Annotated in this window: 13 protein-coding genes; 3 read left to right on the top strand and 10 right to left on the bottom strand. The window is 45.4% G+C overall.

Annotated features, from left to right (window positions below):
• Positions 1 to 2: 2 nt before the first annotated feature.
• Genes apaG through EK374_RS17730 form a run of 5 tightly spaced genes read right to left on the bottom strand, consistent with a single transcriptional unit; the run spans position 3 to position 5,754 of the window.
• The gene (gene apaG, locus EK374_RS17750; protein WP_127025869.1) at positions 3 to 380 is read right to left on the bottom strand and encodes a Co2+/Mg2+ efflux protein ApaG; all 378 of its coding nucleotides are present in this window, start codon (positions 378 to 380) and stop codon (positions 3 to 5) included.
• Entirely contained in the window at positions 377 to 1,192 is an 816-nt protein-coding gene (gene rsmA / locus EK374_RS17745) for a 16S rRNA (adenine(1518)-N(6)/adenine(1519)-N(6))-dimethyltransferase RsmA (RefSeq protein WP_127025868.1), read from the bottom strand. The genes apaG and rsmA overlap by 4 nt, the downstream gene beginning before the upstream one ends.
• Entirely contained in the window at positions 1,182 to 2,180 is a 999-nt protein-coding gene (gene pdxA, locus EK374_RS17740) for a 4-hydroxythreonine-4-phosphate dehydrogenase PdxA (RefSeq protein ID WP_127025867.1), read from the bottom strand. Before pdxA ends, rsmA begins: the two co-directional genes overlap by 11 nt.
• Positions 2,177 to 3,469 carry a peptidylprolyl isomerase SurA gene (surA, locus tag EK374_RS17735; RefSeq protein ID WP_127025866.1) on the bottom strand — a complete coding sequence of 431 codons (1,293 nt, stop codon included), beginning with the start codon at positions 3,467 to 3,469 and terminating at the stop codon, positions 2,177 to 2,179. Before surA ends, pdxA begins: the two co-directional genes overlap by 4 nt.
• Positions 3,470 to 3,480: 11 nt before the next feature.
• Positions 3,481 to 5,754: an LPS-assembly protein LptD gene (locus EK374_RS17730; protein WP_127025865.1), complete on the bottom strand. Its 2,274-nt coding sequence runs from the start codon at positions 5,752 to 5,754 to the stop codon at positions 3,481 to 3,483.
• Positions 5,755 to 5,895: 141 nt separating this feature from the next.
• On the opposite strand from EK374_RS17730, the gene EK374_RS17725 reads away from it, so the two are divergent.
• Genes EK374_RS17725 through djlA form a run of 3 tightly spaced genes read left to right on the top strand, consistent with a single transcriptional unit; the run spans position 5,896 to position 8,360 of the window.
• The gene (locus tag EK374_RS17725; protein WP_127025864.1) at positions 5,896 to 6,885 is read left to right on the top strand and encodes an aminoglycoside phosphotransferase family protein; all 990 of its coding nucleotides are present in this window, start codon (positions 5,896 to 5,898) and stop codon (positions 6,883 to 6,885) included.
• Between the two features lies 1 nt (position 6,886).
• On the top strand, positions 6,887 to 7,570 hold the full coding sequence (murU, locus tag EK374_RS17720) for an N-acetylmuramate alpha-1-phosphate uridylyltransferase MurU (RefSeq protein WP_127025863.1): 684 nt from the start codon (positions 6,887 to 6,889) through the stop codon (positions 7,568 to 7,570).
• Positions 7,560 to 8,360 (top strand): co-chaperone DjlA, encoded by an 801-nt coding sequence (gene djlA, locus EK374_RS17715; protein WP_127025862.1) that lies wholly within the window; start codon positions 7,560 to 7,562, stop codon positions 8,358 to 8,360. Before murU ends, djlA begins: the two co-directional genes overlap by 11 nt.
• On the opposite strand, the gene EK374_RS17710 is transcribed toward djlA, so the two are convergent.
• The 5 genes from EK374_RS17710 to rapA form a co-directional block, all read right to left on the bottom strand.
• Complete coding sequence (locus EK374_RS17710; RefSeq protein ID WP_127025861.1) at positions 8,357 to 8,701, bottom strand: DMT family protein; 345 nt, start codon at positions 8,699 to 8,701, stop codon at positions 8,357 to 8,359. The two genes, djlA and EK374_RS17710, sit on opposite strands and share 4 nt — an antisense overlap.
• 81 nt (positions 8,702 to 8,782) lie before the next feature.
• On the bottom strand, positions 8,783 to 9,550 hold the full coding sequence (locus EK374_RS17705; protein WP_127025860.1) for a DUF3530 family protein: 768 nt from the start codon (positions 9,548 to 9,550) through the stop codon (positions 8,783 to 8,785).
• Between the two features lie 133 nt (positions 9,551 to 9,683).
• Positions 9,684 to 10,745, bottom strand: coding sequence for an OmpA family protein (locus EK374_RS17700; protein WP_127025859.1), 1,062 nt, complete (start codon positions 10,743 to 10,745; stop codon positions 9,684 to 9,686).
• 185 nt (positions 10,746 to 10,930) lie between these two features.
• Positions 10,931 to 11,584 carry an RluA family pseudouridine synthase gene (locus EK374_RS17695; protein ID WP_127025858.1) on the bottom strand — a complete coding sequence of 218 codons (654 nt, stop codon included), beginning with the start codon at positions 11,582 to 11,584 and terminating at the stop codon, positions 10,931 to 10,933.
• An 11-nt stretch (positions 11,585 to 11,595) separates the two neighbouring features.
• The gene (rapA, locus tag EK374_RS17690; protein WP_206099237.1) at positions 11,596 to 14,511 is read right to left on the bottom strand and encodes an RNA polymerase-associated protein RapA; all 2,916 of its coding nucleotides are present in this window, start codon (positions 14,509 to 14,511) and stop codon (positions 11,596 to 11,598) included.
• Positions 14,512 to 14,625: the final 114 nt, after the last annotated feature.

Genomic DNA, 14,625 nt, shown 5'->3' with positions numbered 1-14,625 from the left:
GGTTAGTTCAGAATGTTAGGGATGGCCAAACGAAACAGGGGAATCGCCGTTTTAAAACTCAATTGGCTCTGGCTGGTCATTTCATAATGGCCTTGCATGGTGCCTACCGGAGTTTCGAGCACAGCTCCGCTGGTATAGCTATAACTAGAGCCCGGCGCAAGCTGAGGTTGCTCACCTACCACACCGTCACCATGCACTTCTGTTTCTTTGCCATTGGCATCAGTGATTAACCAATACCGTTTTAGCAACTGCACCGTTTCAGTGCTGTGGTTTTTTATGGTAATAGTATAAGCAAATACATATCTGTCCGAAGCCGGATCAGATTGAGCTGCCACATAAAATGTTTCCACTGAAACAGGAATTTCGAAACTCAGGCTCATAACTGTTGTTGCTCTTGTTGATGGAGCCAACGGGCTATACCAATAAATTGTTCCACGCTTAATTGCTCGGGACGTAAAGTTGGATCTATACCCATCTCGACAATTTGCTCAGCTGTTGCAAAGTTACTGAAGCAGTTACGCAAGGTTTTACGGCGCTGGTTAAAGGCTTCCAGACAGACTCTGTTTAAGACCGCAACAGGTACATCCTGTCTCTCTGAGCTTGATTTGGGGATCAGACGCACCACAGCAGAATGCACTTTAGGTGCCGGTTTAAAGGCGCCCGGGCCGACTTCGACTACTGGCATGGCGTGACAGAAAAACTGAGTCATCACAGATAAACGGCCATAAGTTTTAGAACCATGACCTGCAGTCATACGCTCCACCACTTCCTTTTGCAGCATAAAGTGCATGTTTTCAATATCGTCTGCGTAGTCAAACAGGTGAAACAGCAGTGGGGTAGAGATGTTGTAAGGTAAATTACCGAATACTTTTAATTTCTTGCCCGGTTGCAGCAGCTGACGGAAATCGAATTTCATCGCATCAGCCTGATGTATGGTCAATTTATCAGCCAATACAGGGTGTTCCTGCAAACGCTGCGCCAAATCTCTGTCTAATTCAACCACAGTGAGGTGACCGGCTTTTTCTGCTACAGGTTCTGTAATAGCACCTAAACCAGGGCCTATTTCGACCAGTATGTCTGTTGGTTTTGGGTTAATGGCTTTAACTATTCGTTCAATCACTACAGGATCGTGTAAGAAGTTCTGACCAAAACGTTTTCGGGCTGTATGTCCCAGGTGTACTTTATCTGTCATGTGATAACTTGGCTCTTTGCGCTAAATAAATGGCTTGTTCCAGGGCATGGAATAAACTGCCGGGATCGGCCTTTCCTGTGCCAGCTAAATCCAGCGCAGTACCATGGTCGACTGATGTTCTTATTAAAGGTAAGCCCAAACTGATATTCACTGACCGCCCAAAGCCTTTATGTTTCAATACAGGCAAGCCCTGATCATGATACATAGCTAAGACGGCATCGGCATGCTCCAGATATTTAGCCTGAAACAAAGTATCGGCAGGTAATGGGCCGACCAGATCCATGCCTTGTAAACGTAATTCTTCTAAAGCCGGGCTGATGATATCTATTTCTTCGCGGCCCAGATGCCCATCCTCTCCAGCGTGTGGATTTAGCCCACAGACATAAATAACAGGGGACTCGATCGCGAATTTGTGTCGCAAGTCGTGGTGCAGCACTGTAATGACTTTGTGTAAGCGCTCTTTTGTGATGGCTTTAGCGACATAGGCCAATGGAATATGAGTAGTTGCCAGTGCAACACGCAGACCTTCAGTGGCCAGCATCATCACCACATAAGGAGTGTTAGACAGGTGAGCAAAATATTCGGTATGACCACTAAAGGGGATGCCAGCTTTATTAATAATACCTTTGTGCACCGGCCCCGTAACTATGGCATCAAATTCACCTGACATGGCCTTTTCGCCGACATATCGTAAGGTGTCTACCACATACCGACCATTAGCTTCATTGAGCTGTCCTGTTACCACAGGAGCCTCTACTGCGAAATCCACGCAAGTCAGAGTACCAGCCTGTTGCTGTTGTGCTGGTTGCTCAGGCACATAAGGTAAAAGCTGAAGCGGCAGGTTTAACGCTGCCGCTCTTTGTTGCAATACTTCTGCGTTGGCACAAACGATGAGCTGCACTGGCCAGTTTTTTTGTGCCAACATCACCACCAGATCAGGGCCTATACCTGCCGGTTCACCTGGGGTGATTGCTATCCTTAATGTCATTCAGTTTCCGCCAACACTTCAACAAATGCCTGATCACGTAATTCGCGCAGGAAGTTGGCTTGCTCTTCATTAAAACGGCGGTTAAACAGCATACGGTACACTTGATCCTGTTTTTTCTCTGCAGTCATGTCAACAACACGTTTTTCCAATAACTGTACAACGTGCCAGCCATGCTCAGTACGGAAAGGCTCACTGATTTCCTGCAATTGCAGCTTGTTTAAGGTATCGCGGAAGGCCGGTACATACATGGCCGGATCCGCCCAACCCAAATCACCACCTTTTAACTTAGAACCAGGATCTTCAGAGTTTGCGCTGGCAAATTCGGCAAAATCAGCTTTACCAGCTTTAAAGTCGGTAACAAACTGCTTTAAGGTGTCACGGGCTTTTTCTTCACTCATGATAATAGACGGCTTAATTAATACGTGACGTGATTTCACTTCGTTCAGTTCGGCAACATTCGCGCCACGAATATCAAAAATCGTCAAAATATGGAAACCAGCGCCAGAGCGTAAAGGCCCAATCATGTCGGTCTTTTTCTTACCACGAATAGCATCAGAGAACAGCGTTGGCATTTCGTTGATATTCATCCAACCCATATCACCGCCATCTAAGGCTGTGCTATCTGAAGAAGAGGCAATAGCGATTTTCTTGAAATCACTGCCTTCGCGCAACAAACTCATTACTTTATCCGCACGATCTTTTGCTTCAGTAATTTCTTCTGTGCTGGCCTGGTTTGGAATGGAAATCAGAATATGACCAATATTGTATTGCTCATTAGAAGCCCCTTGTTCTTCCATCACTTTCATCAGGCTGTCTATTTCCTGTGGGCTGATGTAGATACGGCGTTGCACATTTGAACGTAACACTTCACCTGTGGTGATTTCTTCGCGGAAACGTTCACGGAACTGCTGATAATCACCTTCTTCTTCCACTATGCGCTGGCGAAATTGTTCCATAGTCAGGTTTTCACCGCGGGCAACGTTTTCCAGCGCCTGATCCAGTTGTGGATCGGTAATCTGCAGGCCCATACGTTTTGCCATCTGCATCTGTAAACTGTTGCTGATCAAGCGCTCAAGTGCTTGAGTTCGTAAGGCACGGTCTGAAGGTAAGGTCTGACCCTGGCTTTGCGCATTACGCTTCACCTTATCGACCATATCTGTCACTTCGCTATCCAATACGACACCGTTGTTGACGATCGCTGCAACACCGTCGATCTTTTGTTCTGCCGCCTGGCTCGAAAAGGCCAGAAATGCGGCCACAGAGCTGGCAATCAAAAGTTGTAACTTCATAGGTTCCTACATTAATTATTTAGTAAATATGGGCGTCTATAACCAAAAATTCCGTTCGATAACATGTCGTTGACTGAGAAACCAGCCCCTTCACCAAAACCTTTTAATACAAATTGTACGGCTATACCGTTATCAAAAGTTGGTGGTTGTGACAAATCATTCAGTGCCAATTCAAGGTTGGTGTTAATTTGGCGCTTGGCAACCACACGAATTGCCCAACAACAGGATTCATATTGCAAACCAAAGTTAGCTTCTATCATATGATGCTTGTTGATGTCACGATAATAACTGGCAATCAGTTTCCATTTATCATCGATAGGCGTAGTGGCTAAAAAACCGACCTGTGCAATTTCGTAGTCTGAGACTTCACGACTGTAACGATGGTTCAATTGGATCAGGCTTTTATCGTCTGCAATGTAATCCAGCGTGACATTGCTTTTTACCATGCGTTCATTGCTGGAGTCATACTGCAATGCGGTATTTAAGTACCAACCTTTGCTCCAGTTCCATAACAGCTCAGAGGCAAGTACAGAGTCTGCAGGCTGTTTTGTATCGAGTAATGAATTATCTATAGGTTCCGGATCATCTAAAAATACGATTTGCCCCAGACTGAAACGAAATAGCTCAGTATCTTCCGAATCATACAGGCGGGTGGTCCAGCCAATGGTCAGCTGGTTTGTATCTGCAATTCTGTCTAAACCTGAGAATCTGTTTTCGCGGAATAAACCATAATAGTCGTCCTGTAACCGAGCCGTGTCATACAAGCCGATGTCTGACTGATCACGATAGGGGATATAAAGGTATTGTATTTGTGGCTCAAATGTTTGCAGAGAATCCGCATTATCCCATGCCAGTTCCCGTTCCATATTCAGTTTGGCGTTGATCTGAATTTTTGGCAGAGTTCTGTTGGTTTCTTCCTGAACCAACAAGGTGTTTTGATCAGTATTTTGCTGATAGCGGGTATGCAACAAGCTGGTTTCTGCAACCAGTTCCATCGCCGGAGTGATTAAAGGCCAGCGGATGCTGGGTTCAAGATGCAAACGATCAGCACTGTTTATGACTGCGGCATCATTGCGAAAATGAGCATATTGACTGTGCCAGTTAAATTCAAAGCCAGCTGCTAAATCCAAAGGTGCGGCGGAGCTAAGATCAACTTGGGGTAAGGCTGCGTAAGACGGCGAGTAATTGCCGAGAATTTCAAACCCTTGCAAACGAATTTCTGAATTCAGGTAATCCCCGAAGTAGTTCAGACTGGCCTGACGGTATAGCTGAGTGTCACTTTGATTGCTGTAATCTGAGCCCAGTTCAGATAAATAAGCATCGTCACTGACGTCTGTAAAATCCACACTGGCACGCCACCGATCCGACAACTCACCGCTATGACTGAAATGCGTTAAATAGCGACTGCCAAAACCTGCGGGTTTATCGTTGTCATCAGGTAAAATTTCCAGTTGTAGCAGGCCATTATGCTCTTCGGTGAGATAACGGAACTCTGTATTGAGCTGGGCACCCCTTTTACTCATAAAGCGTGGGCTTATGGTGGCATCGTAATTTTCTGCCAGATTCAGGTAATAAGGTGTTTCTAAATCAACACCTAATTTTTGCGAGCTGCCAATCTTTGGAAACAATAAACCACTTTTACGTTTGTCACTGACGGGGAAGGTCATATAAGGCAAATACAAAATAGGTACGTCCTGGATTTTAATCACAGAATGCCAGGCTTCGCCCCAGCCATCGTCGGCATTGATATTAATTTTATCAGCGTGCAGCGCCCAACTGCTGTCAGTTTCAGGGCAGGTAGTAAAACTTGCAGCTGATAAATTAATTTGCTTATTAAACGCACTCATTTCTTTGGCATAGCCACGACCAGACTGACTAACCAGTTGATAATTGGCTTCACTCAGTACTGCTTTATCTTCCTTTAACTGGGCACTGAATTTACTACTGCTGACCTTTAAATCAGGGCTGTAATACTGAATACCGCCACTGGCCACTAAAGTTTGTTCTTTTTGGCTGACTCTGGCATTTGCTGCGTTTAGCATGGTATTGCGATAAAGGATTTCTATATTGCCGTCAAACAATGCAGTTTGGTCGCGCATCATGCGAATACGGTCTGATAAAATTTGTAGCCTGTTATCTTCTGCTGACAGCTGACTCAGCTTTGCAGGCATTTCAATAGCGCTATAACATTGCCGGATAGGTTGAGGTGTTTGCTCTTCTGCATGGGCAAGATAGGGAATACCAAGCGCCATGATAATAAGGCGATAGATCAGAGAATGAGTCATGCAACCTACTTAGTACAATACGTGAAACAGGTGAAAACTAACAGAACACCGAGCGAGCTATAATAAATCAATTTTCCGGATCCTGCTAATCCGTTATAGTGCTGGCTTTGACCTGATGAGGGGAATGAAGTGCCAGCTCGAATGCAGTTAATTCAAAGTTTTTTAACGGCTTGTTTTCCTGGGGAAGCCATTCAGCTGGTTCCGATCACGGGAGATGCTAGTTTCAGGCGTTATTTTCGTTTCTCTATAGCCAAAAAAAGCTACATTTTAATGGATGCTCCCACTCCTGCAGAGGATTGCAGTCGCTTTGTTGCAACCCAACAAGCATTTGTTCAGGCGGGTTTACTGGTTCCGCAAATTATTGCGCAGGACATACCTCTTGGGTTGCTACTGCTGAGTGATTTAGGCGATACCTTGTTGCTGTCCAAACTGACGGAGCAGACAGTCACGGCATTTTATCATCAGGCATTGGCAGAATTAACTAAAGTTCGCACTATCAGCTCGACCAGTGCAGGGGCGTTGCCGGTATTTGACCAGGCCTTTTTACTGCGTGAAATGCAGATATTTATTGATTGGTTTGTGCTTCAGCACCTGAAGCTAACGCTCAATGAACAAGAACAAGCCATGTTGCTGCGGCATTTTCTGCTGCTGGCTGACACCGCATTGCAGCAGCCTCAGGCTGGTATGCACAGGGATTACCATTCCCGTAATTTAATGCTGCAACCTAATGGCGATTTAGCAGTCATCGATTTTCAAGATGTGGTGACAGGCCCTGTCACTTATGACGCTGTGTCTTTGCTTAAAGATTGTTATATCAAATGGCCTGCTGAGCTGGTGCAGGTATTCAGTCATGAGTTGTATCAAAGCCTCAGAGCTCAAGCACAATTACCGCTGGATATAAGCCCCGAACAGTTCCAACTGTGGTTTGATTGGATGGGGTTACAACGACATATTAAAGTCTGTGGTATTTTCTGCCGCCTATATCACCGAGATGGGAAAGCAGGTTATCTTGCTGATTTACCTCGGGTCTTTGACTATGTTCTTGAGGTGACATCGCGTTACCCACAGCTACATGAACTGGATTTGTGGTTAAAACAAAAAGTACAACCAGCGCTGGAGGTGAGGGGCTGATATGAAAGCAATGATCCTGGCTGCCGGAAGGGGGGAGCGTATGCGCCCTTTAACTGATTTGTTACCTAAACCTTTGTTGGCTGTTGCTGGTAAGCCATTGATCCAATATCACCTTGAGGCTCTTGCTGTCGCAGGGCTGCACGATATTGTCATCAATTATGCATGGCTGGGACACCTGTTGCCTCAACATTTGGGCACGGGGGAACAGTTTGGTGTGAACATCAGTTACTCGGATGAAGGTGCTGAAGGTCTTGAAACGGCCGGAGGGATAAGAAAAGCCTTACCATTATTGGGCGATGCACCTTTTGTTGTAGTGAACGGCGACGTTTTCAGCGATTACCCATATCAACAGCTTGCAGGGAAATTGGCGGCGGATAGCCTGGCTCATCTGGTACTTGTACCGAACCCTGTGCAGCATCCCGCCGGAGATTTTGGCATCAGTGCCACAGGTTATGCTTTAGCCGCAGCTCAACAATGTTTTACTTTCAGTGGTATTGCCGTCTACCGTCCTGAGTTTTTTAGCTCGGTGCCTGCAGGCAAGCAAAAATTAGCCCCTTTTTTGCGAGAGGCTATGCAGCAGGGCAAAGTGACAGCAGAACTGTATCAGGGAGTCTGGCATGATATAGGCACTGCGCAAAGGCTGAGCGAGTTGTCACTTCTATTGGAGTCTGAATATGTGGGGTAAGATTCTCGGAGCTTTGTTTGGCATGGCGTTGCTGAAAATTCCGGGGTTGTTTATCGGTTTATTGATTGGCCATTGGTTTGATAAGTCTTATGGTGGTGCCTTCGCCAGTCGTGGTGGTTTTAATGGTTTTTCCCGCGATAAATCGGAAGCTCAGGGAATTTTTCGTTACAACACTTTTGCCGTCATGGGGCATATCGCTAAATCTAATGGTGTAGTGACCAAATCTCATATTCAGCAAGCGACTGTGTTTATGGAGCAACTTGGTTTAACTACTGTGCAAAAACAAGAAGCTCAGGCTGCTTTTCGTGACGGTAAACAGACGGATTTCCCTTTATTAGAGCAGTTAGCGGAATTTAAATCTGCCTACAGATCCAGGCCGGATCTGTTACTGATGTTTCTTGAGATTCAAATCAGTACAGCTTATGTCGATTTACATTTAAGCAGTGCAGAACAAAAGATACTGACGCAAGTCGCGTCGGCTTTAGGGATAAATGCGACTCAGTTTGAACACATGGTCAGCCGTTATGAAGCGGAAGCCCGGTTTGCCAAAAGTAGTCACAGCGGAACTGTTGATGCAGCAAACCGTTTAACAGATGCTTATAAAATTTTAGGTGTTAACTCCAACAGCTCTGAAGCTCAATTAAAAAAGGCCTACAAAAAGCTGATGGCACAGCATCATCCTGACAAGCTGATGTCGCAAGGCCTGCCGCCTGAGCTGATGGATGTTGCCAAACAAAAAACTCAGGATATTCAAGCTGCTTATGAGTTAATTCGTAAACAGAGGGGTTAGTCGCGGAAAAACATAAAATACACTGCACCCATCAGGCACAATCCCGCATAAACATAATTCCACTTAAAAGGTTCTCTCATATAGAAAACGGCGAATGGAATAAACACACTTAAGGTAATCACTTCCTGCAAAATCTTCAGTTGAGCCAGACTCAGCACCTGATGGCCTATCCGGTTCGCTGGTACCATCAACATATATTCAAATAAAGCTATACCCCAGGACACAGCAATGGCTATGTACAAGGCTGAGCCTTTAAAGTGCTTTAAGTGCCCATACCATGCAAAGGTCATAAAGATATTGCTTGCTGTCAGCAACAATACGGTTTGGATCAAAGGCGACATGGTTTGGCTTCTCCGGCCCAGAGTTACAGGAAAACTGATGCTGCACAGTGTAATAAGTTTTTTGCTGTGGAAAAGCTATTTTTAATAGCCTTGGTAACTTAACCAGCCATAAATTTCTTTAAATACCCGCTGTTGGGTTTCGGCCTGCGCTACAAGTCCGCTGATTTCGCGCTGACGGTATAATAGCTTTTGTTGTTGTTTTGCCAATTGTTTTCTCAATTGCCATTGGGCAGCAACTTGCTGATTACCTTGCTGCTGCATCAGATCTAAAGTGGGAACCTGTTGCTTGGCTATAGCTAAAGGCAAGCTGCGTTGTTGTTCTGCCGCGGGTAAATATGCTTCCAGCAAAATAAGAGATTGAGGTTCCTGTAGCTTTTTGTCCGCATACAGTTGGCTGATGAATGCCGCACTGCTGCCCTGGGCCACAACAATCACAGTAGTGTTTTCCGTCATGGCGCTCGTCATCGCCACTTCGATACGTTGTTGTAACTGTTCTCTATAGTTTTCCAGGCTAGCTATGTCGTCATTAAAAGGAGCATCAGGTACTGCGATAGCTAAAGTATCCCAGCCATAGTCGTTAAACTCTTTTCGAAGTAAATTCAGATATTTAGGGCTGGCAGCATGTTGTGACCAGTCCGGGATAAATAAAATAGTGCCTTTTACTTTTGCGGTAAATGCTGACCTTTTTAGTGCCAGAAAACTTTTGTCTCCAGCCAATAACTCAGTGATTTCATCCGCAGGCATTTGCCAACTTAAATCAGCTTTGTACCAATCTTCCATAGGCACGGGTTCTGAGGCTTGAGTACCTAAGCTTAGTAACACTATCATCGCTAAAATTTTCGATTGCATTGCATAGCTCAAAAGCCGGAGTCTACGAAATGTATCGGCAGGTCATGGAAAAACTTTATCCGAAGATACGCAATGGCAGGGAAGTGATAGACATAAAAAAACCGCCTTGCGGCGGTTTTTCAGGCAGAGTGGATTAACGCTCTACTTTTTCTTTGATAGTTGCAGTTACAACAGCTTCAATGCGGCGGTTAGCAGCGTGAGCAGCTGGAGTATTACCTTCAACTTTCGGACGTGAAATACCGTAACCTTTTGCTGTTACACGATTTGCACTGATACCGTGCTCGTTTAACAATACTTTAGCCACTGCATCAGCACGACGCTCTGATAGCTTCAGGTTGTATGCTGCAGTACCTACGTTTGAAGCATGACCACCGATTTCAACATCGGTACCAGGGAAACGTTTTAAGAAAGCCGCTAAGTCAGCGATTTCTGATCTGTATTCAGGTTTGATTTCAGCTGAGTCATTAGCAAACTGAGCTTTTAAAGTGAAATTCACTTCTTTTTCAGTGAAGATTGAACAGCCAGTTGCATCTACTTTGTCGGTAGAAGGAGTGCCTGGACACAGATCGCTTGAATCCGGTACGCCATCCTTGTCACTATCAGCAACTACAACAACAGGAGCTACTGGCTCTGGAGCTGGAGTTGGTTCTGCTACAACAGGAGCATCACCAAACAGTACTGACATACCTAACTTAATGTTGGCATCGGCGAAGCTGTCGCTAATACCCTGAAAGCGGTTCATCTCACCGAACAGAGACACGCGATCATTTAAATATTGACGGTAACCTACACCCACGTTTAGAGCGGTCGTATCATCAACAGTCTCGATATCCAGGTTTTTCAAACCACCCAGAAGGTACATACCGGTGCCTGGAACGCTGTATAACACGTCCAAACCAATACGCTCACCATCGATTTTATTGTCGGTAGTTAATTGCTCTAAACGCTGTTTAGCGTATTCCAGACGTAAAGCCCAAGTTTCGTTCAGGTTATAACCTAACTCAACGCCGTAGCCCCAGCCTTTATCGGCATATGCCCACTCAACTGATTCAGTTTTATCGGTGTCAGGGAGATAGTATTCACCAAACACAGAGCCGTATGCACGATCAGTGACTAAAGGTTTTGAACTATCTGCTAAAGCAGCTGTCGAAATTAAAGTTGCCATGATGGCAATTGCGCTAGTACTTAGTTTCATCCATATCTCCTAAGAGGTAAATTTCGGCGGCTATTCTATTTGAGTAAAATATTTAGTCAAATCTAGCTGCTCGTTATTACGAATTTAAGTCAGACGTCCATCTGACTTCTTACCGTTGTGCTAAGTTTACCTTAAATAACTGAACCTTAGGTTAACAAAGCAATCAATTACAACTGTCCCTTTGATTAAAACGGACACTCGACTTCAAAATAAAGCTCAGCGCCCGAAGTGGGGTGTCTGAATTTCAAAGATCCAGCATGCAATTGAAGTCGAGCCACTGAACGCTTTCCTTGTTCAGTCCCATAAAATTTATCCCCCAGTATTGGGTATCCCAGCCACAACATGTGCACGCGAAGTTGATGCGAGCGGCCAGTGATTGGAACTAATTCTACTTTTGTTTGCTGCTCGTTTCGCTCAAGCACTTTAAAATAGGTTAACGAAGGCTTACCAGATCCAAAATGCACCATTTGTTTTGGTCTGTTGGGCCAATCGCATAATAAAGGTAGATCAACTGCGCCAGAATCGACAGGCACTTCACCTTCCAATAATGCAAAGTAACGCTTTTGGGTCTGACGTAATTCAAACTGTTTATTTAAATCACGCTGACTTTGCGCATGCATTGCCATAATAACCAGCCCGGAGGTTGCCATATCCAGTCGATGCACTATGCGCGCCAAAGGCCACACCAGGCGGACCCTATAATCCAAACTGTCTTTATGTTCTGGCGCTTTGCCGGGCACAGTAAGTAAGCCGCTGGGTTTATTCAGGACCAGAATGTCGTCATCCTGATAAACCACATCCAGATAAGGCTGCGTTGGCGGCTTGTACTCAATTAGCATTGTATTTACTTTTAGTCATGGCTGACAACAACGACCCGCAATGCATCAAATTTTAACCGTGCTTTACTAATGTAATCTGTTAATTCTTGTTGCTGTTGTTGTAAATGTGCAATTTCTTCCGGCCGTACCGACGGATTCAATTTCCGCAATGCCTGGAGGCGTTCAATTTGTGCATTGAGCTTTTGTTGCATCAATTGCTGTGCTTGCTGCTGCACTTCGGTTAAACGCACTGCGGCCAATTCCTGAGCCTTACCTATCAATGGATGAATCAGGCTTTGTAAGGCTTTCACCATCTTGGCGGCAGGTTGTCTGCCTACAGGTTTTAATTGCTTATTAAACTGCTCAAAGCCAACGTTTGCAGCCAGATTTTTCCCATTTTTTTCCAGTAATAAACGCACAGGTGTTACAGGTAAATAACGGCCCAGTTGCAGCTCTTTTGGTGCGCTGGCTTCGACAATAAATATAAATTCTACAAAATATGTGCCGGCAGGCAGGGCTTTGTTCGGCAACAATGCCACAGAACTATTGCCCATTTGCTCATTGGTCAGAATATCCAGAGTGCCTTGTACCATAGGGTGATCCCAGCTTAAGAACTGGATATCTTCCTGAGCCAAAGCAGTAGCCCGATCAAAGGTGACACTGATACCGTCATCGTCCAGCATAGGATAGTGACTGTGTAAATGCTCCGACATGGTCAGCACCATGCTGTTTTCACCACGGTCGTCCTGATTCACACCCAAAACATCCCATGCCCTTAACATAAACATCGGCAGGCGGGTTTCATCATCCAAAACTGCGATGGCTTCCGCCAATTCACTGGCTTTACCCCGACCAGAACTGTTGATTTCTAACAGTTTATCGCGGCCTTGTTCCAGTTTTTGTTTCAGTTGCTGGTTCAGCTCGGCACTTTTAGCGATCAGCGTCTGAACTGCGTCCTTGTCTATGGCGTTCGCTGCCAGCAATTCGAACAATTCAGTCGACACCTGTTCAAATACAGCTCGCCCGGTTTGGCAGGTTTGGCTTAAAGCCTCTAAACCCTGTTGATACCAATCCAGTAGTACTTGTTGAGGATGGTCATTAAAATAAGGAATATGTAACTGAATATCCTGGGTTTGACCTATGCGATCCAGACGGCCTATGCGCTGTTCCAATAAGTCTGGGTTCAGAGGTAAATCAAACAACACCAGATGATGAGCGAATTGGAAGTTGCGACCTTCGCTGCCAATTTCTGAACAAATCAGCATTTGGGCGCTGTTATCTTCCTGGGCAAAATAGGCCGCAGCCATGTCCCGCTCGATAATACTCATGCCTTCATGGAATACCGAAGCCCGGATCCCTTCGCGCACCCGAACCGCTTCTTCCAGTGCAATAGCTGTATCGGCATGGGCACAAATCAGTAAAAACTTGCTGCGTTTATGCTTTTTCAGTAAGGCAATCAGGTGATCGACCCGAGGGTCAAATTGCCACCAGCTGCTGGCTTTGCCTTCAAATTCCTGAAATACCCGCTCCGGGAATAAGCTGGCTTTGGCTTTTTGCTCCAGGCTTTGCTGTTTGTTAAAGGCTTGTTGTACTTTTAATGCATTCTTATACTGTTCAGGTAACTCCAGAGCAACAGCTTGTGGCTGACGTTGTGGAAAGCCTGAAATAGCACTACGGCTATTGCGGAATAAAATCCGGCCTGTGCCATGACGATCCAGCAATTGATTGAGTAACTGCTGTTTTGCTTGTTCAATGTCATCATCACTGCTGTCTGTTTGCTGCAAAACAGCTACAGCGGCTTTGATATCGCTTTCGGCTAACAGCGCAGTTAAGGCTTGTGCCGAGGCTGAATTTAAAGGTCTTTGCTCCAGCACTGCAGCCGCTAAATCAGCGATCTGTTTATAGCTTTGTTCTTCTGCAATAAATGCCTGATAGTCGTGGAAGCGGTTTGGATCCAATAAACGTAAACGGGCAAAATGGCTCTGATGACCCAATTGATCCGGCGTTGCAGTCAGTAATATTAAGCCAGCAGTACCTTCTGCCAGCTCTTCAATACGCATGTATTCAGTACTGGCCGATTCTTCACTCCACTGCAGATGGTGGGCTTCATCCACTACCAGTAGATCCCAGTCGGCGTCGACAGCCTTTTGATGATGGCTGCGTTTTTTCACTAAAAATTCAAGACTGGTTAAAACCAATTGTTCGGTTTCAAACGGATTACCGCCATCTAATGAGGATTCAATACAACGTTCATCATCAAAAATAGAAAACTTCAGGTTAAAGCGGCGCAGCATTTCGACCAGCCACTGATGTTGCAGCGACTCTGGCACAACAACCAGCACCCGTTTAGCTAAACCAGCCAGTACCTGCTGATGGATAATTAGGCCTGCTTCAATGGTTTTACCCAAACCCACTTCGTCGGCCAGTAATACACGCGGGGCATGACGTTTTGCCACTTCTTCAGCTATATACAGCTGATGTGGGATCAGGCTCATACGGCCGCCCACTAAGCCTTGCAGTGGACTTTGTTGCTGCTGATGTAAATGTTGCCAACTCTGATAACGCAAAGGGAAAGTTTCAAACCTATCCAACTGACCCGCAAACATGCGGTCCTGTGGCTGACTAAAACTAATAAAATGGTCGAGAAACAATTCGCGCAGCGCTACAGTTTCGTTGGTGTCAGTGCGGGTGCCATGATAAATAAAACAGTCGTTTTTACTTTCAACTTCACTGATGAGCAAAGAAAAACCTTCGGCACTTTTGACTGTATCGCCAGGGTTAAACTGAACACGGGTCAGCGGTGCTTCTAAAATGGAGTACAGGCGGTTTTCACCACTGGCCGGAAACAGCAAAGTCAGCATTCTGCCTTCCTGCCCAATCACAGTACCTAAACCTAAATCCGACTCACTGTCGCTGATCCAACGTTGACCCAAAGCAAATTTTATCATCTTGTCCTCACTGCAGAAAATGGCGCGCCATGGTACAGCGAAATGCCCGATACCGCATCAGCTCTAATGACGTATTTTTTGCTATAGATTAAAAATCGTCATCTATTGGTCATA

The sequence above is a fragment of the Rheinheimera mangrovi genome (genome assembly GCF_003990335.1).
GTDB classification, from domain to species: Bacteria; Pseudomonadota; Gammaproteobacteria; order Enterobacterales; family Alteromonadaceae; genus Pararheinheimera; species Pararheinheimera mangrovi.
Note: the sequence above shows the minus strand (reverse complement) of the source record. Positions and strands in the feature narration are given on the sequence as shown.

Bases quoted from the DNA above. Each gene is read 5' to 3' on its own strand.
- EK374_RS17710 (WP_127025861.1), bottom strand. From the start codon at position 8,701: ATGTCGCCTTTGATCCAAACCGTATTGTTGCTGACAGCAAGCAATATC.
- EK374_RS17695 (WP_127025858.1), bottom strand. From the start codon at position 11,584: ATGCTAATTGAGTACAAGCCGCCAACGCAGCCTTATCTGGATGTGGTT.
- apaG (WP_127025869.1), bottom strand. From the start codon at position 380: ATGAGCCTGAGTTTCGAAATTCCTGTTTCAGTGGAAACATTTTATGTG.
- djlA (WP_127025862.1), top strand. From the start codon at position 7,560: ATGTGGGGTAAGATTCTCGGAGCTTTGTTTGGCATGGCGTTGCTGAAA.
- EK374_RS17730 (WP_127025865.1), bottom strand. From the start codon at position 5,754: ATGACTCATTCTCTGATCTATCGCCTTATTATCATGGCGCTTGGTATT.
- murU (WP_127025863.1), top strand. From the start codon at position 6,887: ATGAAAGCAATGATCCTGGCTGCCGGAAGGGGGGAGCGTATGCGCCCT.
- surA (WP_127025866.1), bottom strand. From the start codon at position 3,469: ATGAAGTTACAACTTTTGATTGCCAGCTCTGTGGCCGCATTTCTGGCC.
- EK374_RS17705 (WP_127025860.1), bottom strand. From the start codon at position 9,550: ATGCAATCGAAAATTTTAGCGATGATAGTGTTACTAAGCTTAGGTACT.
- EK374_RS17725 (WP_127025864.1), top strand. From the start codon at position 5,896: ATGCAGTTAATTCAAAGTTTTTTAACGGCTTGTTTTCCTGGGGAAGCC.
- rsmA (WP_127025868.1), bottom strand. From the start codon at position 1,192: ATGACAGATAAAGTACACCTGGGACATACAGCCCGAAAACGTTTTGGT.
- rapA (WP_206099237.1), bottom strand. From the start codon at position 14,511: ATGATAAAATTTGCTTTGGGTCAACGTTGGATCAGCGACAGTGAGTCG.
- EK374_RS17700 (WP_127025859.1), bottom strand. From the start codon at position 10,745: ATGAAACTAAGTACTAGCGCAATTGCCATCATGGCAACTTTAATTTCG.
- pdxA (WP_127025867.1), bottom strand. From the start codon at position 2,180: ATGACATTAAGGATAGCAATCACCCCAGGTGAACCGGCAGGTATAGGC.